Source organism: Alicyclobacillus suci, from assembly GCF_017329615.1.
GTDB lineage: Bacteria > Bacillota > Bacilli > Alicyclobacillales > Alicyclobacillaceae > Alicyclobacillus > Alicyclobacillus suci.
The window spans coordinates 11,287-38,123 of the sequence record NZ_JAFMTW010000020.1 but is presented as its reverse complement, the minus strand read 5'-3'; the positions used below and the strand labels follow the sequence as shown (position 1 = coordinate 38,123).

Annotated in this window: 24 protein-coding genes; 17 read left to right on the top strand and 7 right to left on the bottom strand. The window is 46.9% G+C overall.

The genetic code is table 11. The features are described 5' to 3' along the window. Positions 1 to 262: 262 nt before the first annotated feature. From J3482_RS11405 to J3482_RS11385, 5 genes are all read right to left on the bottom strand, one after another. Positions 263 to 739 (bottom strand): HIT family protein, encoded by a 477-nt coding sequence (locus J3482_RS11405; protein ID WP_146824721.1) that lies wholly within the window; start codon positions 737 to 739, stop codon positions 263 to 265. A gap of 154 nt (positions 740 to 893) precedes the next feature. Continuing rightward, positions 894 to 1,868: an ornithine cyclodeaminase family protein gene (locus J3482_RS11400; protein WP_236018161.1), complete on the bottom strand. Its 975-nt coding sequence runs from the start codon at positions 1,866 to 1,868 to the stop codon at positions 894 to 896. A 184-nt stretch (positions 1,869 to 2,052) separates the two neighbouring features. Then, positions 2,053 to 2,454 (bottom strand): GNAT family N-acetyltransferase, encoded by a 402-nt coding sequence (locus J3482_RS11395; protein WP_146824733.1) that lies wholly within the window; start codon positions 2,452 to 2,454, stop codon positions 2,053 to 2,055. Between the two features lie 130 nt (positions 2,455 to 2,584). Beyond that, positions 2,585 to 3,124 carry a GNAT family N-acetyltransferase gene (locus tag J3482_RS11390; protein WP_146824722.1) on the bottom strand — a complete coding sequence of 180 codons (540 nt, stop codon included), beginning with the start codon at positions 3,122 to 3,124 and terminating at the stop codon, positions 2,585 to 2,587. Between the two features lie 749 nt (positions 3,125 to 3,873). Continuing rightward, positions 3,874 to 5,598: an ABC transporter substrate-binding protein gene (locus tag J3482_RS11385; RefSeq protein ID WP_206922428.1), complete on the bottom strand. Its 1,725-nt coding sequence runs from the start codon at positions 5,596 to 5,598 to the stop codon at positions 3,874 to 3,876. 393 nt (positions 5,599 to 5,991) lie between these two features. Between J3482_RS11385 and J3482_RS11380 the strand changes: the two genes are divergently transcribed. The 8 genes from J3482_RS11380 to J3482_RS11345 all read left to right on the top strand — a co-directional run bounded on the left by J3482_RS11380 (position 5,992) and on the right by J3482_RS11345 (position 13,595). Continuing rightward, entirely contained in the window at positions 5,992 to 6,978 is a 987-nt protein-coding gene (locus J3482_RS11380) for an ABC transporter ATP-binding protein (RefSeq protein WP_146824724.1), read from the top strand. 10 nt (positions 6,979 to 6,988) lie between these two features. Next, positions 6,989 to 7,957: an ABC transporter ATP-binding protein gene (locus tag J3482_RS11375; protein ID WP_206922427.1), complete on the top strand. Its 969-nt coding sequence runs from the start codon at positions 6,989 to 6,991 to the stop codon at positions 7,955 to 7,957. 19 nt (positions 7,958 to 7,976) lie between these two features. Next, complete coding sequence (locus tag J3482_RS11370; RefSeq protein ID WP_206922426.1) at positions 7,977 to 8,936, top strand: ABC transporter permease; 960 nt, start codon at positions 7,977 to 7,979, stop codon at positions 8,934 to 8,936. A gap of 15 nt (positions 8,937 to 8,951) precedes the next feature. Beyond that, positions 8,952 to 9,863, top strand: a complete 912-nt coding sequence (gene opp4C, locus J3482_RS11365) for an oligopeptide ABC transporter permease (protein ID WP_206922425.1) — start codon at positions 8,952 to 8,954, stop codon at positions 9,861 to 9,863. Between the two features lie 160 nt (positions 9,864 to 10,023). Further along, positions 10,024 to 10,305, top strand: a complete 282-nt coding sequence (locus tag J3482_RS11360) for an autorepressor SdpR family transcription factor (protein WP_146824728.1) — start codon at positions 10,024 to 10,026, stop codon at positions 10,303 to 10,305. Further along, positions 10,292 to 10,918, top strand: coding sequence for an SdpI family protein (locus tag J3482_RS11355; RefSeq protein WP_146824729.1), 627 nt, complete (start codon positions 10,292 to 10,294; stop codon positions 10,916 to 10,918). The genes J3482_RS11360 and J3482_RS11355 overlap by 14 nt, the downstream gene beginning before the upstream one ends. An 83-nt stretch (positions 10,919 to 11,001) precedes the next feature. Next, positions 11,002 to 11,322, top strand: coding sequence for a YbjQ family protein (locus tag J3482_RS11350; protein WP_146824730.1), 321 nt, complete (start codon positions 11,002 to 11,004; stop codon positions 11,320 to 11,322). Between the two features lie 482 nt (positions 11,323 to 11,804). Continuing rightward, positions 11,805 to 13,595 (top strand): PAS domain-containing sensor histidine kinase, encoded by a 1,791-nt coding sequence (locus J3482_RS11345; protein WP_206922424.1) that lies wholly within the window; start codon positions 11,805 to 11,807, stop codon positions 13,593 to 13,595. A gap of 352 nt (positions 13,596 to 13,947) precedes the next feature. Here J3482_RS11345 and J3482_RS11340 read toward each other — a convergent pair whose 3' ends face one another. Further along, entirely contained in the window at positions 13,948 to 14,703 is a 756-nt protein-coding gene (locus J3482_RS11340) for an IclR family transcriptional regulator (protein ID WP_146822204.1), read from the bottom strand. Between the two features lie 384 nt (positions 14,704 to 15,087). On the opposite strand from J3482_RS11340, the gene J3482_RS11335 reads away from it, so the two are divergent. The 6 genes from J3482_RS11335 (at position 15,088) to J3482_RS11310 (ending at position 21,649) form a co-directional block, all read left to right on the top strand. Then, positions 15,088 to 16,281, top strand: coding sequence for an FAD-dependent monooxygenase (locus tag J3482_RS11335; protein ID WP_206922423.1), 1,194 nt, complete (start codon positions 15,088 to 15,090; stop codon positions 16,279 to 16,281). 25 nt (positions 16,282 to 16,306) lie between these two features. After that, complete coding sequence (locus J3482_RS11330) at positions 16,307 to 17,416, top strand: cupin domain-containing protein (RefSeq protein WP_206922422.1); 1,110 nt, start codon at positions 16,307 to 16,309, stop codon at positions 17,414 to 17,416. A 251-nt stretch (positions 17,417 to 17,667) separates the two neighbouring features. Then, positions 17,668 to 18,864: a fumarylacetoacetate hydrolase family protein gene (locus J3482_RS20920; RefSeq protein WP_236018160.1), complete on the top strand. Its 1,197-nt coding sequence runs from the start codon at positions 17,668 to 17,670 to the stop codon at positions 18,862 to 18,864. Next, positions 18,836 to 19,273: an MFS transporter gene (locus J3482_RS11320; RefSeq protein WP_328702694.1), complete on the top strand. Its 438-nt coding sequence runs from the start codon at positions 18,836 to 18,838 to the stop codon at positions 19,271 to 19,273. The genes J3482_RS20920 and J3482_RS11320 overlap by 29 nt, the downstream gene beginning before the upstream one ends. 308 nt (positions 19,274 to 19,581) lie before the next feature. Continuing rightward, a complete protein-coding gene (locus J3482_RS11315) occupies positions 19,582 to 20,673 on the top strand; it encodes an NAD(P)-dependent alcohol dehydrogenase (protein ID WP_146822199.1) in 1,092 nt (363 codons plus the stop codon). A 133-nt stretch (positions 20,674 to 20,806) separates the two neighbouring features. Then, entirely contained in the window at positions 20,807 to 21,649 is an 843-nt protein-coding gene (locus J3482_RS11310) for an aldo/keto reductase (RefSeq protein ID WP_146822198.1), read from the top strand. Positions 21,650 to 21,766: 117 nt separating this feature from the next. On the opposite strand, the gene J3482_RS11305 is transcribed toward J3482_RS11310, so the two are convergent. Continuing rightward, entirely contained in the window at positions 21,767 to 22,690 is a 924-nt protein-coding gene (locus J3482_RS11305) for a LysR substrate-binding domain-containing protein (protein ID WP_206922421.1), read from the bottom strand. Between the two features lie 383 nt (positions 22,691 to 23,073). Here J3482_RS11305 and J3482_RS11300 point away from each other — a divergent pair, with 383 nt between their 5' ends. The 3 genes from J3482_RS11300 to J3482_RS11290 all read left to right on the top strand — a co-directional run bounded on the left by J3482_RS11300 (position 23,074) and on the right by J3482_RS11290 (position 26,597). Then, complete coding sequence (locus J3482_RS11300) at positions 23,074 to 24,360, top strand: MFS transporter (RefSeq protein WP_206922420.1); 1,287 nt, start codon at positions 23,074 to 23,076, stop codon at positions 24,358 to 24,360. A 251-nt stretch (positions 24,361 to 24,611) separates the two neighbouring features. After that, complete coding sequence (locus tag J3482_RS11295; RefSeq protein WP_188332171.1) at positions 24,612 to 25,346, top strand: class II aldolase/adducin family protein; 735 nt, start codon at positions 24,612 to 24,614, stop codon at positions 25,344 to 25,346. Beyond that, positions 25,347 to 26,597 carry a Rieske 2Fe-2S domain-containing protein gene (locus tag J3482_RS11290; RefSeq protein WP_206922419.1) on the top strand — a complete coding sequence of 417 codons (1,251 nt, stop codon included), beginning with the start codon at positions 25,347 to 25,349 and terminating at the stop codon, positions 26,595 to 26,597. Positions 26,598 to 26,837: the final 240 nt, after the last annotated feature.

Sequence of the window (26,837 nt, the reverse complement as noted above, 5' to 3'; positions counted from 1 at the left end):
ATTATCCCCTTCCGTCCCCATACGGGGAAACGCAGGGGGCGTGTCCCCTGCACCCCATCGCTCGCCGCTAGGCAGGTCCAGCAATGCCTTGCTGGACATTGCAAGAGCGTGGGAGGCAAGAGTCACCAGTCAAGGCTATAGAAACGCTACGCGGCCTTGACTGGTTCACCATTGTGGACACCCGTTCCGTCAGTCTTTGGACAAAATCCACCGTCAGCTTTTCGTCATTATGGGATAGCAGAAACGGGATGTTTCAAATTCATTAGTCAAAATTGTAATCCTTCGCAATCAAAGCGATGAGTTTCTCAGTAATTTGTTGTCGTAAAGATAAATGCTTTTCATCACAATATTGTACTGCTGGCATGACCCACATTTTTCTTGGGTACTTCCAAACTGGATAAGGTTTTCTCTCTTCTGGTTCCCAATCATATCTTGGAAAAACGTGAGCATGTAGAAATTCATCTGAGTTTCCGTAAATGGAATAATTCATTCTCCTTGGATTACACACAGACTGAACCGCTTCTCCCAACAAGCTCATATCTCGCAAAAAATCCGTCTTGGCTTCCAAACTCAAATCCTCAAGAGAATTAACTTTTGGATACGCCAATAGAACACAATATCCAGGAAGAAACTGAGTATCCCCAATTACTGCATAGCCACTCTTCATCCTGGTAAGGACCATCGGGTTTTCATTACGTTCAATTGCACCAAACCTATCTTTCTTCCAATCTTCACTCATCAAAATTCCCTCTTTTCTGAGAAGATTGTAATTACACATTTCTGCCCGCTAACGCAGTAACAGTTCTGAACCAATAATGTATATATATGTATCAACGAGTCCGAGTCCTTCTCGGACATTCGCCCCCGTTAGCGACAGAACTCCATGTTCTAAATCAAGCTAACCACTGACCGATTCCGAGTGACGTTGCAGTATTATAGATGTCCCAAGCGGCGGCCAAATCCTGAAAAGGTAATCCGACTGCTCCATAAACAGTAATCTCATCGCTGGACACTCGTCCATTCACCCTACCATTTAACACATCCGTCAAAGTAGACACTGATTGATGGTGTTCATCCCAATTAAAGGTGTTAAGTGCTCCCATCGTAAATGCCATTTGTCGATGGTCACATACAAACGTACTGTTCAGAATTACATCTTCTGCTACTTCAACTTTTCCGGCCGTATCTGGACCTAATGTAGTAATATGTACCCCTAGTTTAACCATGTGTGAAAATATGATTGGTTCTTTCGACCACGTAGCACAAATGATGATGTCAGCGCCTCTGACTGCTTCTTCCACGGACGAAAATGCATTGCATGTGATTCCCTCTTGTTTTCTTCGTCGAACATATTCGATTGCTACGGATTCCGTTGTGTCGTACACGTTAACCATATTGATGTTCCGTACATGTTGTAAATATCTAAATTGCATTTCGCCTTGAAATCCCGCCCCAATAATTGCAACAGTCGTAGCGTTTTCCTTTGCTAAAGCATCCACAGCAACAGCCCCAGCCGCCGCTGTTCTGTGACCCGTAACCAACGGCGAGTCGAGGACGGCTAATAATTTACCCGTTTTTGAATCAAAAAGCTGAATTACGCCTTGGATTGCGGGAACACCAACGGATGGGTTGTTTGGATATTTAGCATGTACTTTAACTGTATAAGCAGGAATTCCTGGCACTGCCCCTGGAACCAAAATCATTGCGTGGGCATCTTTTGGAGCATGATGTACCGATGATAAGTCTGCCTTAATACGCTTGGGTTCTGTAGAATCAGTATCCAGTGATTGAAAACCATGTTTTATGGAGTCAATTAAACTCTTCTCATTCACGCATTTCGATATGTCCTTTGCATTGAGCCATAGCATTGATGTCACTTCTCCCAACGGCAAAATCCGTATTATCAAATCCTACCGAATCATTTAATACACTTGCTATTGCATACTTCTGCCCGAGAGTCCCATTAGGTTTGGTCTATAGTAATGGATATTCATGCAATTCGTAAACGAACAGGCGTCTGGAATACTTGTTTCATTAGTTCAAATACATGACTTATCTTTTCCGTCGAATTATCCAGGCATTTTCTGCTTTATCAAAGCCTATCTTCGGATAATAGGACATCGCAGTCGGAGCGGATAACAACAATAGCGACACTTGGTCGGATAAATGCATCTGTGTTTGATGAATCAATTCTTTTCCAACTCCACTATGTTGGTATTCCTTATCAACCGCTAAATCCGATAGGTAACAGCAATAACAGAAATCAGTAAGTGAACGAGCAATCCCAACTAATTTTTCTTCGTCCCATGCTGTGATAATGAGATTTCCGTGGTCGATCATTTGCTGAATACGGTCCACATCATCAGACGGTCTGTTGATCCCAGAGCGTTTGAAAACATCCGCGACTTCCTGTCCAGTCACTGGAGCGTTAAAGCGATATTCAATAGAAGACATATCCATGGTTTCACCGTCCCATTCTTGAATTCTTCTGTCCACTAATGACATAAGACATGTCGGTTGGGGAGAGTATAATCATACAATTTTCTTCGGTCTATTCCCCTGTTAGCGACAGAACGAAATTTCGTTACAACTCATCTTTAAGCGATGTGAGATTGCTCCATCCGTAAGCAGACTCGTGTAGTTGTTGTTCTCCAATTTGAATACTTTTTCCCCGGACTAACTGCCCCCCCACAGATTCATAAAAATAACGAGATGGGTTATCGTTTAATACCCATATCAGCATTGCATGAAAGTGGTTCGAGGCAAGGTGCGACACAACATGATGGAAAAGTAATTTGCCAATCCCCTTGCGTTGGTGCTCCTTTAGCAAATAAATTGCATACAATTCTCCATCGTATGAGGGGTCTCCCGAACGTTCTCTGCCTCCATCTGCAAAACCAACAATCTGACCTTCATCATTGACGGCAACGAACATGGCGTATTCTACCGGATTGTTCGCTAAGCGGTTACGCCATCGTTCTTCACTTTTCTCATAGGATAGACTGGCTAGAAACTCGTCGTTTACGATTTCTCTGTATGTGGTTCTCCAACTGTCAACGTGAACTTTCGCAACACCTGCCGCATCGTCGGGAACTGCTTCTCGTATCGTATAAATGCTACCCAATTACAACACCTCCGATGGTTCGTCTTCTGTCGTATTCCTGCCCCTTAGTTCAATAAGTGTAGCACACAAAAGCGTATGAATATCCAATATCAATGCATAAACGACCGCCGCGTTTTTCTGCAAATTAGAACCGCGGAAAACACCTGTATATCGCTTGTCGCTTACTTGAACGCGCTGAAGTACTAACTGAAAGTTAGGATCTTGGACACTCACTCTTCCGAGGAGTGCAGCAGGAATCACCGGAGATAATAGGCCATGGAACTGTGGTGAGATTCCTTCAAGTGAATACATGACCTATGCAGTTTTCCCTAGAAATTGGTTGGTTGAAAAAGGGCAAACCCATCCCAGTTCCAGATTTGGCGGCCAAAATCGCCGGATAAGTCTTGCGAAATCCGCTGCAACTGTGTCAAGATCAACAATTGGCTCGACGTTGTAGGCGCTCCGCCAACGGCGGTGAACCAACCACCGACAAACAGCGTGAGGGGCTACAGTATAGAAGTGTGTTCTTCTTTATTGGTGTTACATGAATGTCGGAGCTATTGTCGTTGCACTATTTGGTCTGAAAGCCAAGAAGCGCGCTCTTGACGATGTCAGTGCGATGGATTTGATACCGAGTTCAGAGAGTACTTTGCGGTGATGTGTATTAAATTTATGGTTGAATGGTTTGCATCACGTTGAGCATCTTAGTGGCGGGGAAGCCGATCTGAACCACCATATCCTGGATCCCCACCATGATTGAGCAATTTAGGTTAGTTGGAAATCCACCAATCTGGACCGACAGGCCAAGCGCCCATTGGACCAAAATACTTACTCGGGATATGAACTTTCTTGTTGTACACCTGCACGTCTTGATAGTTGAACAAGAAGATGATTGGCAGCTGTTGGTTGACGAACTTGTTGAATGCTTGGAATTGCTGCCCTCGGCCAGCTTGTGTGAAGTCTGAAGGCAGTGCCCATGTGTTTTTGATGAGCTTATCGATTTCCGTATTCGAGTAATGCCAATAGTTCCCCGCGTCTTGTGTTCCCCATGTACCACGTGGATCCGGATCAGGTCCCAATTCATTCCCCATCAACCACATGTCGATGTTGGGGGCATTGTTTTGCAAGTCGTTGATTAGGGTATTGAAGTCAATTGGGCTGTTTTCTTCAACATCAATACCAACGGCTTGCAGATTCTTTTGGATGGCTGTAGCCTCCGATTCACTCGTCGCACTGCCGGCGGTAACCGCTAAGTGTAGGACAAGCGTCTTACCGGTCTTGGGGTCTATCCGCCATTGCCCCTTCTTCACAAATCCAGCTTCATCGAGAAGCTGCTCTGCCTTCTTTGGATTGTATGGATACTGGTTTAACTGGCTTTCCGGTGTACTGGCCCAACTATAGGCGTCAGGTGTAGGCGAGTTGGTTGGGACGGCCATGCCTTGGAAAATGCCGTTGATAATCTGATTCCGGTTAATCGCGTAAGCGAATGCCTGACGGACACGGACGTCCGAGAAGTAGGTTTTTTTATCATCCAAACCAAGAAACGCATATTCGGTGCTAGGCATGGTCGTCTCGACGATATTGGGATCACGCTTCATTTTAATTTTGTCATTGGCAGAAATCCCGTTAATCGCGAAGTCAATCTGCCCATTGGCCATTAATCCAGGCTCGACATCGGGACTGGTCTGTTCCAAGACTACCTTGGCGATGTGAGGTTTGCCTCGCCAGTAATTCGGGTTCGCTTTAAACGTGTCGATAGACTGCGAATTCGCGGATACTGGGATGTACGCACCAGATACGACGGTTGGCAACTTGTCGTATGACATATCCATCCAATCCGAGAAAGGTATGTCTTTTAAGACATGGTAGGGCAGTGGCGTAATATTGGCTAAATCGGCAGTGAGAAACGCTGCATCCGCTTGCTGCACGTGAACTTGGAACTCTTTGTCGTTGATGATCGTAAAGCCGCCTGTATCGGCAAACGATTTTGCTTGGCCCTTCACAATTTTTGATGCGCCGACTACGTTGTCCACTAGATATTCGGATTGACCCTGCATGTGTGGGCCGTTGTATGCCGGTGAAGCCAAAAAGTCCATGTCTAATAAGACATCTCTTGAAACGATAGGTTGACCGTCTGACCATTTTGCGTTTGGCTGAAGCCAGCATGTAATCGTCTTATGATCGCTAGAGTACTTATACTTCGCCATTAACCAAGGAATGACTTGAAGTTTGTTATTTACGTTTAATAGCGGATCGAACGACAGTTGTGTCATTGCCGCAGTATAGCCGCTAGAGTCTAGGTTTGGAAGAAATTCATCATTCCACTTGGTACCCTGTGCAACGGTTAGTGTACCACCGTCTGTTGGTGTACTTGCGTTGTTTGCCGATGGGCTCTTGTTGGAAGCGGCCCCACTGTTGTCAGAGCATCCAGCAAGCAACAATGAAGACGAAGCGACGACCGCAAAGCTTGCCAATACTCCTTTAACCTTTGACATGTACATCAATCCCCCTGTAGAATGTCGATTCCGACACCGTGGGTCCGTTTTTTGAAAACGTGTGTTGTCCCACATCTCTGCCCTCTTACGATGCATGAACGTATATTGAAGATAATACCAATCGGATTTATAAGATTGTAGACTCCATAAGAGATACTTTCAAGCAGAATGCGTAATTTTTTAAACTATTTCTTCCAGATTGTATATCGTTATAACATGTCTGGGCGATTTTGATTGCTTTTGTTGAAGTTACCTTTACAAGTTTGCATCGCATCTATACTATTTCTGCGTACTGTATATTCCTTTAATTCCTATTTGTTATTAGGGATATATCTTGTTGGATTTTAAAACGTTACGGATCATTCTGGTTGTTTCATATGGGTGGGTGGGCTCATGGCAGATGTGGTGGATAAGGTTGAACCGGTTGTTTCTGTTCGAGATTTACGAACGTATTTTATCCATAAAGCGGAAGAAGTCCGGGCGGTTGATGGCATTGATCTCGATGTTTATAGAGGTCAAATTGTTTGCATTGTAGGAGAGTCAGGGTCTGGGAAAAGCATGACGGCCTTATCGCTCATGCGTCTCGTGCCGAAGCCTCGTGGAAAGATTGTATCCGGTAAAATCATGTTTCATGGTGTCGATATCATGCAACTTTCAGAGGCAGAGATGACCAAGTTGCGCGGCAATGAAATCTCTATGATATTTCAAGAGCCCATGACGGCACTGAACCCGGTTTTGACAATTGGAGATCAGATTGCCGAGGTGTTAGTGCACCATCGACGTGTTGGGAAACGGGAGACCACGGCCAAAGCGGTAGAAATGCTTCAATTTGTAGGTGTCCCTCGCGCGGAGCAAGTACTTCGTGAATATCCCCACCAGCTTTCTGGAGGGATGCGTCAACGCGTGATGATTGCTATGGCGATGATTTGTGAGCCAAAAGTCCTCATTGCCGATGAACCGACGACCGCCCTTGATGTCACGATTCAGACTCAGGTACTCCAACTGATGCGAAAGATGAGGGACGATTTTGGAACTTCTATCATCCTGATCACGCATGATTTGGGTGTTGTTGCGGATATGGCGGATCAAGTCATCGTGATGTACGCAGGGCAAGTCGTCGAATCTGCGAACGCGGATGCACTATTCGAAGAGCCGCTGCATCCCTATACGATTGCGCTTCTCAAATCGGTCCCAACGATAGACCAAGAGACAGAAGTTTTATATTACATTCCCGGTAGCGTCCCGGATGCAACTGAATTTCCGACTGGATGTCGGTTTGCAGACAGGTGCCCACTGGCCATGGCGTCTTGCTTCGAAACAGCGCCAGAGGTGCGCGAAGTCCGACCTGGGCACTTGGTTCGCTGTCATTTGGTAGATTAGGGGGATTGTTGTGGCAGAAGTATTACTTGAAGTTGAGGGATTGAAAAAATACTTTCCTATTCAAAGTGGCCTCTTGCGCAGAACAGTGGGACATGTCAAAGCGGTGGATGACGTGTCCTTTCAATTAAATTATGGCGAAACGCTGGGGATTGTAGGCGAATCCGGGTGTGGGAAATCCACGACAGGACGAATGCTCATGCGCGTCATGGAACCTACGGCGGGAAGAATTGTTTTTGACGGACAGGATTTGACGAAGCTTCGTGGGAAGCAGCTGAAGGCCGTCCGGCGCAACTTCCAAATGGTGTTTCAAGATCCGTATGCGTCATTAAATCCACGGATGTCGATTCAAGATATTATCTCTGAACCTTTGGTTGTGAACGGCATTGTAACCGCAAAGCAGTCAGAACCGATAGTCGTACAACTTTTGGAGACTGTTGGCTTGCGGGCGAGAGATAGGTTTCGGTATCCACATGAATTTTCCGGCGGGCAACGTCAACGCATTGGGATTGCTCGTGCTCTCTCGCTCCATCCAAAGCTCATTGTGGCGGATGAGGCCGTATCCGCGCTCGACGTTTCGATTCAGGCACAAATCTTAAACTTAATGGTGTCTCTGAAATCGGAGTTCAATCTGTCATATATCTTTATCTCGCATAATCTGGCGGTTGTAAAACACATCAGTGACAGAATCGCAGTGATGTATCTAGGTCATATTGTTGAGCTTGCCACGAAGGACGAGTTTTACAATCACCCGTTACACCCGTACAGTGAGGCACTACTATCTTCCGTACTGACACCTTCACGCAAGGTGAGACGCGAGCGAATTATTCTCACAGGGGACGTTCCAAATCCGGCGAATCCGCCAAGGGGATGCCCATTTCACACACGTTGCCCAAAAGTGATGCAAGAATGTCGTGTAACTAGGCCCGTCCTTCGAGACATTCGGGCTGGTCACTCGATAGCTTGTCATCTACACGCGTGATTGTCATAGGAGAGTGCATATGATTGCCTATATTATTCGCCGGTTGCTAGGCATGATTCCAATGCTGTTTGCCATTACCGTCTTTGTTTTTTTGATGATGCATTTAGCGCCTGGAAATGCCATCGAGGCGATGATTAATCCACGAATTAAAGATATCGCAGCGCTAAAGCAACAATTAGAAATTCAAAACGGATTGAATTTGCCGTTACCGCTTCAGTATTGGCACTGGTTGATTAACGTACTACATGGGAATTTTGGCTGGAGTTTCGGTCAGCACGAAGAAGTTACTCAATTGTTGGGGCCGGCGATGTACAACACCCTCATTTTGGCGGTGCTGTCCGAAATTCTCATCTTATTGATTGGTATACCGGTCGGAATTTTGCAGGCGCGCAGCCCATATGGGAAGTTTGATTATACCGTTTCAACTGCATCGTTTGTATTATTCTCTGTTCCGTATTATGTGTTTGCCATCTTTTTAATTTACCTTTTCGCAATCCACTGGCATGTTTTCCCGGCGCAGAATTCAGTTGGGACAGGGCCGCTTGCGGGTACGTTTGTCGATCACATCTGGCATGCCATGCTCCCGGCTATTTCAATTGCACTTACGAACAATACGGTGTACAGCCGGTACACCCGGGGTTCCATGTTGGACGTGGCACGACAGGACTACGTTCGGACCGCGCGTGCCAAAGGGATTCCGGAACGCGTTGTGTATAGCAAACACGTCTTTCGCAATGCGAGAATTCCTATTGTCACGCAGTTAGGTTTCGATTTAGGCGGATTGCTGGGCGGAGCCGTCATTATTGAGGGACTTTTTAGTTACCAAGGTATGGGCTATCTGACGATCACCGCTGTGTCCCAGCGCGATTATCCAGTAATCATGGCCACAACACTCATCTTTGCGGTTTGTGTGCTGCTAGGGAATTTAGTGGCTGACATTTTAACTGCGGTGGTTGATCCCCGCGTCCGTTATAACTAGGAGGGAGAGTCGAATATGTCACTGAACACGAATCAATTGCTCTCTCCGCAAGAAGAAATGAGCAGGGGAAGCGAAGCAAAAAGTCCTTTAAGGATGGCCGTCAATCGCTTTTTGCACAATCGGATGGCGATAGGAAGCGTCATCGTGCTGCTGATCATCGTGTTGTTGAGTCTCTGCGCCCCACTCTTAACGCATTGGAATCCGACAACTCAAGATCTCATGAATGTGTCGCAACCACCATCTGCGAAACATTTACTGGGGACCGATAACAATGGCGCGGATCTCCTATCCCGAGATTTATACGGCGGGCGGATAGATTTACTCATCGGATTCGTCGATATGATTATCGTCATGGGCATCTCTCTCCTTCTTGGTGGGCTTGCCGGGTATTATGGTGGATGGGTTGATGCAGTAATTATGCGGGTTTGTGATTTTATGTTTAATTTCCCTTTCATCTTGCTCATCATCGTCCTGGAATCGATTATCAACACGACGTCAGTATGGTTGCTTGTAGGCGTAATCGGCATAACCGGTTGGCCGGGACCGACTCGCATTATTCGATCCCTGTTTTTATCACTGCGCGACGCCGAGTTTATCCTTGCCACGAGAATTGCGGGCACCGGCACTTGGCGAATCATTGTCCGCCATATGTTGCCTGCCTCGTTGGGGCCGATTGTCGTGAATGCCACACTGCAAATGGCTGGATTAATTGGCGCCGAAGCGGCGCTCGCAGTCATTGGGTTTGGAGTGAAATCGACGACCCCCAGTTGGGGAAATGTATTGAATTCGTCGATGGACTATTTTACGTTATCGACTGAACCGTGGGCGTGGATTCCACCCGCGTTACTCATTACTTTGACGATTTTGTGCATTAACTTTATCGGCGATGGTTTGCGAGACGCGTTCGATCCCACTTTTCAAAAGTAATAAAAATTCATCAGGATAACCTCCCTTGGTTGTGGAATACACTTCCATGAAGGGGAGTCCTTCTTCACAGGCATATGAGACGAAGTGGAACAGAATTTGTTTTGTTTTTAGCCATATAGCTATATAATAAAAAGCGATAAATGAAACGGTGGGTAGTCGCATGAATGAAAGTGTATTTAAGGCAATGGCGGATCCGACACGTCGGAAAATTGTTGAATTACTTAAGCAAGGGCCGAAAACTGCTGGAGAAATCGCTGATCATTTTACACATGCTCAACCAACGGTTAGTCGTCATTTAAGCGTACTCAAGAATGCGGGTTTGGTCGTCGACCAGCGAGAAGGCACCTTCATTGTCTACCGCCTCAACACGACAATTCTTCAGGAGTGGTTGGCGTGGCTTCTCGAACACTTTGGAGGTGACCAGAAACATGAAAAAAGGTAACGCAATGCCATGGTGGGGGTGGGCCTCATGGATTTTGACACTTGTGTTTGGGGTGGTTGCGTATGCATATCTTCCGGCACAGGTTGTTGGTAAAGCCGGGCGAATAACCCCGCGTCTGCTCGTGGTTGCGTACGAACCAGCTGTGATTCTCGGGCTTATTCTTTTGTGGCACGTACTTTGGCGGTTTGACCCGAAGAAGAGGAATTATGAATCTTTCTGGTCCACTTATCGCTACATTGGTGGTGTCGTTGTGATATGTATCGGATTAGTGTATCTTGTGGTCCTTGGTCACGAGTTGAACATTGCATCGATACGATTCATCCCGACCGCATTCGGCATCATGTTTATGTTGATAGCCAATGTCCTACCGCGTCTTCGCCCGAATTGGTGGATTGGATTTCGAACGCCATGGACGCTTTCGAATGAGGAAAGCTGGAATCGCACACATCGCTTAGGTGGGCAATTAGGCATTCCGACAGGGATTCTCATCATCATTCTCGCGTGGGTTTTGCCAACGCACGTTCTGCAGCTCGCGGTGATTATGCCGATTATTTTATGGTTGCTCATTACGGTTGTGGCGTCATATTTTTATGCAAAAAGGACTGGTGAATAATGTAAATAATAGTGCGAATGATTCAGTTGGCTGGTTGGAAGTAAGGGGGATTTCAGATTTCCATAACGTAGGGGGCGCAAGAAATGTTGATTGTAACAACTGAAAACATCCACGGGTATCAAATTGAAAAGGTCTTGGGTCAAGTGTTTGGTGTGGTCGTTCGAAGCCGTGGCCTAGCAGGTAATATTACGGCAGGTCTTCGTAGTTTGGTTGGTGGAGAAATCAAGGAATATACGGAGATGTTGGAGGACGCTCGGAAACACGCAATTGATCGGATGGTTCAAAATGCGCATGAAATGGGCGCAAACGCGATTGTGATGATGCGCTTTGATTCCAGTGAAGTGGGGCAAACCATGTCTGAAATTATTGCGTACGGCACAGCTGTCATCGTGCGGGCGCAATAATCGTGCGAGCGCTTATCGTGATGTATTACGTTGTGGGTGCATTATTAGTTTTGGGCGCTATAGTGTTCACTTGGCGAACAAGGAAGAGGCGTTTGAGGACAAATGTGAAAAAACCACCTAAGGGTTATATGAAGACTGATGAAATATTTATCGATCCGACGACAGGAATTAAACAGCAAGTCTGGTTTAACCCGAGGACTGGCCAAAGATTTTACGATACCATAGACGATTAGAAATGTCAGTGAGGCGGCCGCGATGATGCGGTCGCTTTTTTGTGGGGATTGGAATACCTCGCGTTTGGCCTTGACGCTGTAGCAGGAATGGGATAAGAATTGTGGAAATTTATCATTACCCTCACATAATGACCACTCTGTTCGACTGATCCATGTTTTTTCTTGTAATCCGATTTTAAAAATGTATTCATTGTGTAGAGAAGTTTCTTTACAGACAGAATGCATACGCAAAGGACGGGGGCACGAGCATTGTCAGTCAGTGAGAACTATTTACGACACATTTCTGAAAGTGGTATTTATAAATCGTTCTTTAAAAACCACCCGGACGCTGTCTATATTTCGGATTTAGATGGTAATTACCTGGATGCCAATCCAGCTTGCGTTAAAATATTCGGATACTCGCACGATGAATTCTTGAGTATGTCATTTAAGAACTTGGTCATCCCAGAAAGGCTTCCAGAGTCATATCGGGTCTTGAAAGAATTGCGTGAGGGTAAATCTCTTTCGTTTGAGACAACCATTTTGAATAAATATGGGCATCGAGTGGAATTGCATGTTACCGATACGCCTATCGTGATCAATGGGCGTATCGTTGGAATATTTGGCATATCAAAAGACATTACGGAACAAAAGCGTACCGAAAGGGCGTTAAGGGAGCGTTCTGAGCGGTATGAGTCTTTAAAGAAATACAACCCGAATGGAATTTGCTCAATTGACATAACCGGGGCCGTCATGGGGGCAAATCCTGCGTTTGAACGCATTACAGGATACGCTCTACATGAGCTTCTCGGAAGAGATGTTATTCAGATGATCGTAGATTTGGACGAATTTCCAGAGGCGCGCACGCTCTGTACACAAACATCTGTAAAAAATATTGAGCTGCAAGTGACGCATAAGGATGGTTATTCAGTTGATGTCAGCGTAACGAGTGTACCGATTATTATTGAAGGTGAGCAAATTGGATGTTACATCATTTTGGAGGATATTACGGAACAAAAAAGGACGCGTCAAGAGCTTGTAGAGACCCAGCAAATGTATCAACGATTGGTCGATAACTCTCGTGATGCTATCGGGATTATGGAAAATGGAAAATGGGTTTTTATGAACAAAGCCGGGGTGCAACTGTTTGGGGCGGCTAACGAGAGCGAGATCATTGGTCGGGATTATTATGACTTCCTTCACCCTGACCACCATGAAGCATCTAGAAAAATTGTTGAGATTGCACTCTCAGGTCAAGAGATTGATGTAGCGGAAGTAAAGTGGATCAAGCTCAACGGTATGGTCTTTGACGCAGAATCGCATGCGGCTTTATTTGGGGCGACCTCGATTCAGGTGATTATTCGCGACATTACGGACCGAAAACGGGCTGAAACCAATATGATGAATGCGGAGAAGCTCACTGCCGTTGGGCAACTTGCGGCGGGTGTCGCTCATGAGATACGAAATCCGCTGACTGCCCTAAAAGGCTTTACGCAGATGTTTCATCAAACGTCGACGGAAGCGAACAGACGGTATTTCGAAATCATGAAGGCTGAACTTGAACGAATCGAAATGATTCTCAGTGAGATGTTGGTACTTGCCAAGCCGCAAGCGACACACTTTGAGCAGCATCAGGTTGAGACGATACTGCGTGAAGTGATTACGTTGTTGTCTGCGCAGGCCGTGATGAAGAATGTCATGATTCAAACCGACTTTGAACAAGGCGTTCCAACTGTATTGTGTGAGTCTAGTCAGCTAAAGCAAGTGTTTGTGAATGTCATTAAAAATGGCATCGAGGCGATGCCTTCAGGCGGGAACTTGCTGGTTCGATTAAAGTCGAGGGATAAAAACGTATGTATCGAGTTTATTGATGAAGGCGTCGGAATTGAAGAAGAACATATTCCAAAACTGGGTGAACCGTTTTATACAACAAAAGAGAAGGGCACAGGACTCGGGCTAATGGTGTGTTACAAGATTATTTCTGCCCACGAGGGGAACATGGAGATACATAGTACACCTGGAAAAGGTACAACCGTTCGGATTAGGCTGCCTGTAGAATAGGTAACTATTCGTTTAACGACGGAGCCGTCAGGCATCTCCACCTACATTTACGACAGGGTTCCCCGTCGCGCGGTCTTGGTACCGTTTCGTGCCAAGGGAAACAAAGTGGATGCAGAAGGCGGCTCAGCGAGGGATGGCGTGTTGTCGACTCAGGCGCTTCCCGAGGGCCAAGCTATTTTTGGTGTGATGTCAGTCGGAGTACGGCGTACCATATATGGGGTGCCTCGACGACTGACTCAAAGCCAGCCGTCTGCAAAGTCGCTACGGACTCACACATTATTTGATATGGAGTGGCCGCCTGAACAAAATTCTCTCACTGTCAATAAGCAGTGATGAGGAAGGACTGCTTCCGTTAAATTAGGATGTTGGATAGTGATGCGCATTCCTCTTTTAGAACGGAGACCACGGGTGAGTTCTCACTGATGTCGAGGTAGCCCAATATCCCGACAACTGTGATTGCCGCGATAATGGAATGGTCTCTTCCGAAAACAGGACAGCCTACGGAAGCGATACCCTGCAGTAAACTCCCTTCGGTGGTCGCAAATTTTTTCGTTCGGATGTGTTCCATTTCTTTTTCAAAGTCTGCGCGCAGTATGCCATATTCAGCTAATTCTTTTTCGATGACATGGTTGGTTTGACTTGCTGGCAGAAATGCTAAAAATACTTTTCCTCCGGCCGTTTTTACAGCGCTGACTTCACTTCCCACTCGAATGCCGACGTTGACTGCCCGACGACTTTCTTCCCAATGAATAAAGTGAGGACCCCTTTCGGTCCAAATGGATAGCGCGACCGTTTCATTCAGGCGCTCCCGCAGCCGAATTAACGTGGGGCGAGCTTGATGTCGAATATCAAGATTCCCCAGAGCCTTCAGTCCGATAGAGAAAAATTCTTCGCCAATAGAGTATCTCAAGTTCGCGTCTCGTCGCAGAAATCCTGTACGATATAAACTTGTCAGATAACGATGCAATTTACTTTTCGGCATGTTGCATCGTTCAGAAATCTCAGTGATGGAAAGTGGTTCAGGGGCTGCGCTGATTTCTTTTAAAATCGATAGGCCCGTTTCTAAGGATTGTATCCCGAGACCAGTCATATCATTTCTGCTTTCCACGGAGTATCCCCCAAGTTGAATTGATTGACGTACGTCAAGGATATACCACACAAACCTTACGAACATACCTCGCAACCTTGGAATATGTCCGTCATGGTCGCGAATTGGGTAACTATACCGTTTATGATTGAAAACGTTTCCGAAAAAGTATACCACAACTTCCAATGGTTTAGTACGCGAGACAAACGATATGGCTTTCGGTACCAATAAGAAACTCCCGGCAGGCGGTTTGATGTAGGAGCTTCTTATGCCCGCTCGTTCTTTGGTGCTTGAGAGCACAAAAGTAACCGTTTACAAAAACGGTGTTGGCGTGATATCATTTTATTAAACAGTAGTGAATATTGTTTACTATATGTAAACATATCGGGAATGAGGTGAAACAAAGTGGGCAGTTCGATTTTGGTGATTGGTGGCGGCATTGGCGGGCTCGCTGCGGCTTTATCCATCGCGAGGACTGGGCAATCCGTTTGTGTCCTAGAACAAGCTCCGGAATTTTCGGAGATTGGTGCAGGGTTACAGTTGGGCCCTAATGCGATTGCAGTATTGGACAATTTGGGACTCTACGATGAAATTAAAAAATACGCTGTATTTCCGGAAAGACTTGTCCTCATGGACGCAATTCGTGAGCGTGAGTTGTCCGCACTTGACCTGACAAAAGAATTCTTGCATCGCTACGGATATCCCTATGCGGTGATGCATCGGTCTGACTTGCACGCGGTACTTGCAAACGCTTGTCGACAGGAAGAGAATATGCTCCTCATCACTGACAAAAAGGTCGTCAATATGCATGATCTCGGGTCAGAGGTTGAAGTTCAGTGCCAAGATGGATCAACGTATATGGCCAACGCCGTGATTGGAGCTGATGGGCTGTGGTCGACCACGCGGAAGCGCTTGGTCGAGGATGAACCAATTCCAGATGGATTTATCGCATATCGAGGAGCTGTACCGCTATCTGGGATGAACGCACATGCGCGTTTGGAAGACGTTGTTATGTGGATTGGACCAGACATGCACTTTGTGCAGTATTCCGTTCGTGGAAACGAGCTATATAATCAAGTCGCGGTCTTTAAAAGTAAGCGCTATCACGAGGGGGTGGAAGATTGGGGAGGGCCAGATGAACTCGATGCACATTATCAAATCTGTTGTCCGACCATTCAGAAAGCAATGGAATACATTCATCGAGACAAACATTGGAAGATGTTTGACAGAGAGCCCATTGACAATTGGACGATGGGACGAATCTCGTTGCTGGGGGATGCGGCACATCCGATGTACCAGTACATGGCTCAAGGCGCATGTCAGGCGATTGAAGATGCGGAGTGTTTAGGTCGGATGTTCGAGAAGTATGGAGACGATATTCAACACGTATTCGCTGAATATCAAAACGAGAGAATCCCGCGTACAGCACGCGTACAGCGCAGTGTTCGTACTTGGGGTCACATCATTCATGCGTCAGACCCAACTACGGTGTTGTTGCGAAATACCATTCTCGAACGGCGTGCTTCAAGTGATCTCAGTTTTGTTGAGTGGATATATGGCGGACACAACATCAAATTAGCCAGCAAGAAATCGATATGATAGCGATTACAAGGAGGTTGTTGTGATGACATATGAAGAACGGCTAAACGAGTATTATGATCGCTTGAAAAGCCGGAAATTAGGTCCCCTCTGGAATTCTATTGGAAGCATCATGACCAAAGAGCCGAAACCAAGAGTCATCCCCTATCTATGGAAATGGGATGAAGTAAAAAATTTCGTGATGGAGTCAGGGGAACTTGTGACGCCGGACCGCGGAGGAGAACGGCGAGTTGTTTTCTTTAGTAATCCAGGTGCTAGAGATCTCGAACCATGGGGTTGGGGGTCACTTACGCAAACGTTGTATGCAGGTATTCAATTGCTGCTCCCGGGTGAAAAGGCACCATCCCATCGGCACAATCAAAGTGCGATTCGCTTTATCGTACAGGGTTCCGGCGCATATACCATCGTCGAAGGCGAACGCGTGTACATGGAGGAGGGTGACTTCCTCATCACCCCTGCAGGTCTCTGGCACGATCACGTCCATAGCGGCGGTGAACCGATGCTTTGGCTAGACTGCTTGGACATTCCGATGTTGTACCAATTAGGCGCCATGTTCTTCGAACACTATCCCGACTTTAACCAGCCTGTGACGAAGCCTGACAATTATTCGGCGCTTCGCTACTCCGCGTCTGGCTTACGCCCTGTTCAAGATCATCAGAACCATTACGCACCGCAAGCGGTATTTAAATGGAACCAAACTAAACAGGCGTTGGAAAATTTGGCAAAACTCGAGGCAGATCCGTTTGATGCGTACGCGGTCGAGTTCATCAATCCGGCGACGGGGAAAGCCGCTGCGAATACAATTGGCGCGATGATGCAGTTCTTGCCGGAAGGACACGCAACATGGGCACATCGCCACGTGCACAGCGCAATTTATCACGTGTTTGACGGAGAGGGCTACACCGTGATCAACGGTGTGAAGTTTAGCTGGAAAAAAGGGGACACGTTTGTTATTCCAAACTGGGCTTGGCATGAGCACGTTAACACTGGAAGTCAGGGTGCCTACCTGTTCTCGACCAACGACTTGCCCGTGATGGAAGCGTTGCATCTCGACAAAACGGAGGCGCATCCAGAGAAGCGTCAGGTGATTACAGACGAATTTAAAGTTCTAAGTGATAGCGATGTTTTGGCATAATCACAATCTATTTTGATGAGGGGATTTAGAGATGCGCATTGTATCATTTTTGGTGAACCACGAAGAACGAATTGGTATTGAAATCGAAGAAGGATTTCTCGACTTGAATCTTGCATGTCGCGGCGCTTGCTGCACGGGGAGAGCACGAATCAGATAGACTCGCAAACTTGCTTGTCCCGACAGATGCCGTTGCGTTTCTCAGGGGGAGTCACAGGACGTTCGATCACGCTCGCCAAGTGGTGAACTTTGTTTTGGAACAGTCAGCCTCGGAGCGTCAAGCGTACATCTACGACCCGGATTCAGTTCAACGGCTGTCGCCAATTCCTCATCCTGGGAAAATTGTATGTGTAGGCAGAAACTATCATGATCACGTTTCAGAAATGAAACGCGACGTTCCGACTATCCCTGTCGTGTTCGCAAAACTATCGAACACGGTATGTGCCGATGGCGATGGCGTACCTTTCCCGCAGGTTTCCGACCAATTGGATTATGAAGCGGAGCTCGGTGTTGTCATTGGCAAGCAAGGGCGATACATTTCAGAGGAAGATGCGATGGATTATGTGGCTGGTTACACGGTATTGAATGATATCACCGTGCGAGATTGGCAACACCGCACACCACAATGGTTGCAAGGGAAGTCGTTCGATCTCAGTGGGCCGATTGGACCCGTCATGGTGACAGCGGATGAGCTGCCGGATCCACATCGGTTAGACATCAAGCTGTGGCTAAATGATGAGTTGCGCCAACACGACAACACGGGTCGTTTAATTTTCAACATTCCGTTTCTCATCTCGTTTATATCTCAATTTATGACGCTGGAGCCGGGAGACATTATTGCCACAGGGACACCTGGTGGTGTTGGCGTCGCGATGAATCCCAAAGGATTCATGAAGGTCGGCGATGTCGTCCGTGTAGAAATTGAAGGGATTGGCTCGCTCGAAAACCGCATTGTGAACACGGAAAATGTACGGAAAATTGCGACGGGTATTCGCGAGTTGCACGCTGATTTGGAGCGGGCAGCTGTCAAGGTGGCGGCTCCGGCACTTCATTTTAAGCCATCCGGGGATGCGTGGTCAGTGGCTCAAATATTGGCACACGTCGCTGAATTTGAACATTTCTTCAGCCAGGACGTACTGCATGTGAAAGGGAATCCGGGTACGAATTTTGGTCGGACGGTAACGCATGAGGCTCGCCTGGAGGCGGTCAATCTGTCAGGGACAGAGACGTTGGTGACACTGATGGAAGGTTTGAATCGAGGCAAACAGGAAGTGTTGCACATGCTCTCCCGCTTGACGGATGACGATTTGTCGATTGAAGCTGTAAACCCCAAGTTTGGAACGAAAACGATAGCATGGATCATTGGCCATTTTATCACCGAGCATTTGGAAAAGCATATCGGCCAGGTGGAACGGACCCATCGTGCGTACCAGGCACAGCCTCAGCATTAATACGAGTGCATATGCGGCATCATGGAATCGTCGTGTGGCCGCCATTTCAATGATTCTGATTGGTACTCGACCGGACATGGTATTCCTCTATATTTTGTTGTTTATTGCCGGCGCGACGACCACGGGTACACAGATTGTGGCCAACGCCTATGTCTCTCAATACTATCCAGAAGATATGCGTTCGACAGGTATCGGATGGTCGCTCGGAATTGGTCGTATTGGCGGCATTTTAGGACCTACCATGGGTGGGGTGCTGTTGACGGCGCATTTACCGTTGGCGGTCAACTTTCTGGCGTTTGCAATTCCAAGCGTGATCGCCGCGATTGCACTGCTGTTTGTCCAACAACAGTACGGATTTAATTTGCCACGTCTGCGCAGTGAGCCACACAAGAAAGTCAGTCTAAACTGAGTTGACACTTGTAGTGCTAGATTAGGTGTATCCCTGATTTCGACGATTGTGTCCTCATAAACTGGTGTGAATCACCCAAAAGGTGCTCCCCGTATGGCTAAGATGAGTTTGTCAAGAACCACATCTTCGCTAGGAAGGAGCACCTTTTGGGTGAAGCAATAGAATCATACACGAAGCCTTGGCGGGTCGTAATTGTGCGGCGCTTAGACATTGCGGCCAAACCTAGGACCTTAACAATTAGGATTTAGTATCTGTTTGTAATAAGATAGTTATTGAAAATTATCAAGTAAGAGAGGGAAGGGTTTTTGATGGAAATTAAAGCAGCAGTGATCCATTCTAAGGATGAGGACTTTCAAATTGAGACATTGAATCTCGATGCTCCGAAAACCAATGAAGTATTGGTTCGAATTGTGGGCGCAGGGGTTTGCCATACGGACGCCGTTGTTCGGGAGCAAATGATACCGGTTCCACTTCCGGCAGTGTTGGGTCATGAAGGCTCAGGCATTGTAGAGAAAGTGGGCCCTGGCGTAACGAATATTGAGCCGGGGGACCATGTGGTATTATCGTTTTCTTCATGTGGCCAGTGTGAAAATTGCTTGAGTGGCCATCCATCTACATGTGTTCATATGAACGAGTTGAATTTTGGTGGTTTCGCCAGCGACAATAGTCATCGACTTCATCAAGGTGGAAAAGAGGTTTCTACGTTCTTTGGACAATCCTCTTTTGCCACATATGCTGTTACGCACGAGCGCAACGTAGTTAAAGTAGATAAAGACGTAGACTTGGCTTTATTGGGGCCACTGGGATGTGGAATTCAGACTGGTAGTGGTACTGTTCTTAATAAATTGATGCCGCGCCCAGGAGATTCCATCGCGATTTATGGGTGTGGAGCTGTGGGGTTGAGCGCAGTGATGGCTGCAAAAATTGCGGGGTGCTCGACCATTGTTGCCGTTGATGTCCATGACAGCCGTCTTGAATTAGCAAAAGAGCTAGGGGCTACTCACGTGCTGAATGGGAAGACGGTTGATGTTATTTCAGAGATTAAAAAAATCACCAATGGTGGAACACACTATGCCGTTGAGACCACGGGTGTTACGCCTGTTGTTTTACAGTCTGTAAGGGCTTTACGTGCTTTGGGTACGGTGGCTATCGTTGGCGCGACTGGTGAGGTTACGTTCAACGTTCAGTTGGATATCATGGGCGAAGGTAAATCTGTCGTAGGGGTCGTTGAAGGCGACGCTGTTCCACAGTTATTTATTCCGAAGCTCATTCGCTACTACAAGGAAGGCAAATTCCCATTTGATCGGCTCGTGGGATTTTACGATTTCGAACAAATTAATCAGGCGTTTGAGGACTCAAAAAATGGTTTGGTGGTCAAACCGATTTTGCGGATTAGCTAATTTATTCGTTTAGTCATCAAGCGCGCCGGATAGGGAATGATTCTGGCGCGCTTGTTTGTTGTGCTTTGCCCTTTGCAATTGCTCTTCGTTTATACGATAGTAATCTTAAATCTTATTGAAGGAGTGGTTAACCTTGGAAACCTCCATTCCAGAACTTACGCTTCATGATGGGGTTACGTTACCGGTCGTCGGCTTAGGTACCGGTAAGTTGCGGGGCAATGCGGGTGTCAACGCGATAGTCAGTGCAATTGATGCAGGATACCGACTGCTCGATTCCGCGTATAATTATGAAAATGAAGGGACCATAGGGGAAGCGGTTAGGCGCAGTTCGGTTCCGCGAGAAGAATTGAGAATTACATCGAAGTTGCCTGGACGTTATCACACGTATGACCAAGCTGTGGTTGCAATTCAAGAATCGTTATATCGTGCGAATTTAGATTATTACGATTTGTATCTGATCCATTGGCCAAATCCAAAGCAGAATCAATATGTCGAGGCGTGGCAAGCGCTGATTGATGCGAAAAAATGGGGATTTATTCGCTCCATTGGCGTCTCAAATTTTTTGCCTGACCATATAGAGCGTCTGGAGAAGGAAACTGGGGTCAGGCCGACGGTAAACCAGATAGAATTGCATCCATTCTTCAATCAGGAGGCTCAACGAAAGTGGCATGAAGCACACGATATCAAGACACAATCGTGGAGCCCATTGGCTAGGGCAAATGACGTGTTTGAAAACGAAACGTTACAAAAAATTGCCCGCAAGCACAATAAAACGGTTTCCCAAGTGATTTTGCGTTGGCATTATCAACTTGGAGCCATCTCCATTCCGAGGTCCTCTAACCCTAGGCGGCAGCTTGAAAACATTTCAATCTTCGATTTTTCGTTGGACGATGCGGACATGAACGTGATTTCGGGGTTAGCGAGACCTGATGGCAGGTTGAGAAATCAAGATCCGGCTGTCTATGAGGAATTCTAGATAAACAGGTAGAACCGCGTCACAATGCCAAAGGGGGCGCTAGAAAGGGCACCGTTTCTTTGACGGTGCCTATGTTGATTTTCATAAAGGGCGAAATCAACCGCACGTTGTACGACATCAATTGAGGTTGTCCCCACGGAGGTAATTCATTAACTGTGCTGCGCTGGGGGTAATATGACCTTTGGTTTTTGTGACGATAATGTAGCTTTGTACGGGCTGGTATCCCGCAGGAAATTGAAAGCTAAATAAGTGGCCATCTTGGAGTTCCTGTTGAATAGCGCTTAACTGTAGGAAGGCAATTCCGAGTCCTTGTAGTACGATGTGCTTCATTGATTCGATGTCGTCTAGTCTCAGGCGGACGTGATAGTCCTCCATCCCAATATCTAGTTCACTCAACATACGCTGCACGATTTTCCAATTGGTCGACCCCTCCACAGCGGTGATGAGCGGGGCGGTTTCAAATAGGGCACGGCTGATGGTTGTATGCTCCCTCGCCCAGCTTGAGTGGCTCGCAGCAACGAGGCACCATGGGTCGTTCCGCATCACGCGGGACGTGAGTCGAGGAGGGAGTTCAATCGAGGGATCCCAAGTGACAAGACCAATGTCGACCATGTTATTGAGGACTTGTTCACAAATTTCTTCAGAGTTCGCATAATGAACGTCGACCTTTGCGTTAGGAAATTTTTTGCAATACTCCGCCAAGATATTCGGCAGCAAGTATCGCCCGAATGGACGATTACTTCCGAGTACTACTGTTTCATTTTCCTTGGAAGATAGGGATTGGACGGCAGCCCTTAGACGACTGTCGAGACGCAACATGTTTTGCGCGTATTCATAGACCACTTTTCCAACCTCGCTGAGCAACACTTGATTCCCCCGTCGGACAAACAGCCTTGCGTCTAATTGTCGCTCCAGGATACGGACTTGTTGACTTACTGCTGGCTGCGTCATGTTGAGGTGTTCAGCGGCTCGAGTATATCCCCCATTTTCTACGACGGAACAGAACAGTTGAAGTTGGCTAAGTTTGAGCGGATCGTCCAATGAGCCCCCTCCTTTATGTTAAAGGGATATTCGTAATCGCTTATAAAATAACATCAGAATAGTTATTTGAAAATACAGCAGACTTAAGTTAAGTTCAATGCAACAGCTTAGAAGTTGCTTGGTTGGTTTGATTTCGTCGGTGATATGGTTTATCTGCTCAGAGGTGCTGTAAGATTTAGTTACTTTTGTATTGGGTTTATATGTAATCTAATGAAGAAAGAGGGTGTGAATGAAGAGGCATTGTCATCGAGTGGTCTATACAATCTCCAACGAAATGTAAGCGCATACAATTTGGTGAGGCGACAAGCGAGCAGAAGTTCCGGTTTCTCGGGAAAATGTAATCAAACTTTATTTTATCCTTATTTAGTGAGGGATAGGCTGAGATGAGTGGAATATTGAGCACGCAGGTAGAACGTGAGCACGGGCGTCCGTTGACAAATATTCGTTGGCTACACATCGTTCCCGCGCTGGTTGTATTACAGACCATTGGGATGATCGACAAAGTGAACGTAGGCATTGTAATGCATGACCAACCTTTTCAGGTGGCGATGAATATTGTTGGGAAGCATGGATTGGCCGGGCTGCTGACGACGCTGTTTGCGGTGGCTTATGGCGTTGGGATGCCTGTTTGGGGATTTTTGAGTGACCGGTTTGGGCCGAGGAGGATTGCGATTTACGCCTGTATCGTATGGGTTGTGATGTTATTTTTGGGCGGAATATCCACAAATCTTGGAGTGCTGTACGTTTCGCGTATTGGGCTGGGACTCGCGGAGGCGGCTATTTGGCCTGTGTGCAACAATTTAACCGCCCGATGGTTTCCGGTGAAAGAACGTAGTCGTGCCAGTGCAGTTTGGGTTTCCGGGATTAACCTAGGCGTTGCGGCTGCGGGTTTGCTTGTTCCTGCACTGCTTAGCACTTTGGGGTGGCGTTCCGTTTTCTTTGTTCTGGCTGCGGCTGGCTTGATACCGATTGTGTTATTGATTACATTGGTCAGGGATGAACCACAGAGTTCACGCGCGTCGTTACTGGAAATTGAGCGGATTCAGTCTGGTATCTTGCAGGAGACAAATGAGGTTCCAAGGGCCCAGAACTTTGCGAGAACAAACGTGTTTAAGAACTATCGGTTTTGGTTTCTTGCACTCGCAAACACGGCGACAGGTATGGGTATCTTTGGGATTAACACATGGCTTCCATCCTATTTAACAGATGTGCGCCACATGAGCCTGTCTGGTATGGGGGATTTTACGGCCGCGGCTTGGTTTTTGGGTATCGGAATGTTGCTTTGGTTAAGTCGATGGTCTGACCGTTTGGTACGTCGAGCGCCGTTTGGGATTGTTTTCTTTCTTATTTACGCGGTGTTAATTTTTTTCTCCACTGAAGTTCAAAACACAATTCTGGTGTTAATTATGATTGGAATTGCTATCTGGGTACTGCAAGGTACTACGGTCGTCATTCATTCCCTAATTCACAGTTTCAGTAGAGAGACGCAGATGGGGAAGGCCGGTGGTGTATTGTCCGGTGTCAGCAATTTTATTGGTGCCTTCGCTTCGTATATCATGGGTCTGTTGTTGGGGCCCAATAACAACTATTCCGCTTCCTTCGGATTTCTTGCGGCTGTAGCGATTTTGTCCGCAGCGGCGATGGCTGTATTAACTCCGCAAAAATATTGAACTGCATTCTCAATACGCCCCTTAATAAAAAATAGAAATGGATGGAATACGGAGTTCGACCGTTGAAGTCGTCAATGACCTCCGTGGCATGTTTGTATTTCAGACTGTACATGATATATAAGAAAAACGTTATATCAATTACATCTAAATAATTATTTGAAAATACCGTGACATCAGCTTATCTTTGATTCAGGCACACTGAATGATGGAATTGGCGATGGCGATGAGTAACTTGAGAGGACGGGATGTTCATGGAAATAAACGACGAAGTGGCAATCCGACGACAGCTCGTGAAAGCAGTACGGATGTTGGAGCGGATTGGAATTCTGGATATGAACGGCCACTTTAGTTTTCGGTTGCCGAAGCAGGACAGATTTCTCATTAACGCTCGAGCAGCGAGCCGCGCCTCGCTGACGGTAGAGGATATTGTGTCATGTGACCTGGATGGTCGAGTGGATGAGGGGATGCAAGAACCGCCCAGCGAGGTTCATATTCACGCAGCGATTTATCAACGCAGACCAGATGTGAGCGCTGTCATTCATAGTCATCCTCATTGGCAGACTGTGTTGGGGATTGCCGGCCACCCCCTTCGCCCAGTTTTCTCCATCGGGGCGTTTACTACTGACTTCCCTGTGTTCGAGAAATCGAGCTTGGTGAATACGCGAGAATTGGCTGTAGAACTCGCAGAAATCCTGGGAACGAGTCCGGTGGTACAGATTCGTCATCACGGGAATGTTGTAGTCGGCAGCGGAATTGAGGAAGTCTTTGCTGCCTCTGTTTATCTTGAGGAGAATGCGAAGAAACAGTTCTATGCGGCGTCAATCAATGCGGATTTTCATGTGTTGGAGGGCGAAAACCTCGAGAGAACGCGTGAGTCCAATTGGGCACCGAGTATTATTCGTAAAGCGTGGCGGTACCACGAGGAAAAGGCTAGGCTGGCTGGTTCATTCCAAGGGATTGATTCGGTGGGAAAGGGAGAGGCGTAGATGATTAGTTATGAGCAAAATCAAACGCTGACGCAGGTAGGGCCTGGTACCCCGATGGGAAATTTGTTGCGTCGTTATTGGATCCCGGTGGGCGCTGAAGTGGAACTGGAGGACAAGTGGACAAAGCGAATTCGTATTTTGGGTGAAGATTTAGTGTTGTACCGCGATTTGAAAGGGAAGTTTGGGTTAATCGAGGAGAAGTGTCCGCATCGGGGGGCGTCGTTTGCATACGGAATTCCAGAACAGGACGGCATCCGCTGCCCCTATCACGGCTGGTGTATCAATCACGAGGGACAATGTACAGAGCAGCCGAATGAGCCGGAGGATAGTACTTTTAAAAATAAAATTCGGGTGAAGGCATATCCGGTTGAACGACTAGGGGGGATGCTGTTCACTTACATGGGTCCACAGCCAGTGCCACTGTTACCACGATATGACGCTTTTGCGACGGAAGGAACGATTCGAATCGTCGGTCAAGCGGTACTCCCAGTGAACTTTATGCAGGTGATGGAGAATTCGTTAGATCCGGTACACACGGAATGGCTACATGGTCATTATCACGAATTTAAGAGCCGTGAAATGGGGCGTGATGTGAAGGTAGCTTTTAGTCGACATCACGTAAAGACCGCGTTTGATGTGTTTGAATACGGCATTATTAAACGGCGGCTTCTGGAGGGACAGAGTGAGAATGTCGATGATTGGAGGGTTGGGCACCCTGTTGTATTTCCGTTTACACTTGCGGTCGGAAGTGGTGGACTTGGTACTTATGCGCTTCAAATGAGGATTCCGATTGACGATACGCACACTTGGCATATTTGGTATAACGCGTATGTTCCGGGAGAAGGTGTGGAGGTACCACCAGCACTGCAAAAACTGTGTCTGTACGACGTCCCTTGGCAGGATGAATCGGGGGAATTTATCACGGATTATATTGATGGTCAGGATATTATGGCCTGGATTACACAGGGGGCTGTCGCGGATCGGACAGATGAGCACTTAGGAACGACAGATAAAGGCATTATCCTATTAAGAAAGTTGTTTATGGAGCAAATCGCGAAGGTGGAAAATGGCGAAGATCCGTTAGGCGTCATTCGCAATCCGGAACTCAACGAGATGATTGTACTTCCTTTGGAACGGAAGAAGCATCACTTTAGTGAAGGTTTTGAGAGCGTTACGATGCGTTTTCAAACCCGTTTTTGCCCCGTTGTTCAAGAGCTTATTGACCTATTTAGCAAGGTAGGCATCAAGTGATGTTGAAGGGGAGGCCGATGCAACAGCGGAGACCAGAAATCTCTGTCCCCAAACACACGCGAAAACTCTTTTGTCCGAACTGCAGCCAGCCGTTGTTGAACGAAAGGAGCCTCCTAGTAAAGTATTGGAGGGCGCAGGACACTGTTTATTACTGCTATTGTTCTCATTGTGCTTGGTGCGGCGAGATTGTGGATAACGCCCGGGTGGTAATTTCGGAATTGGATGAAGGGTCGTGAGATA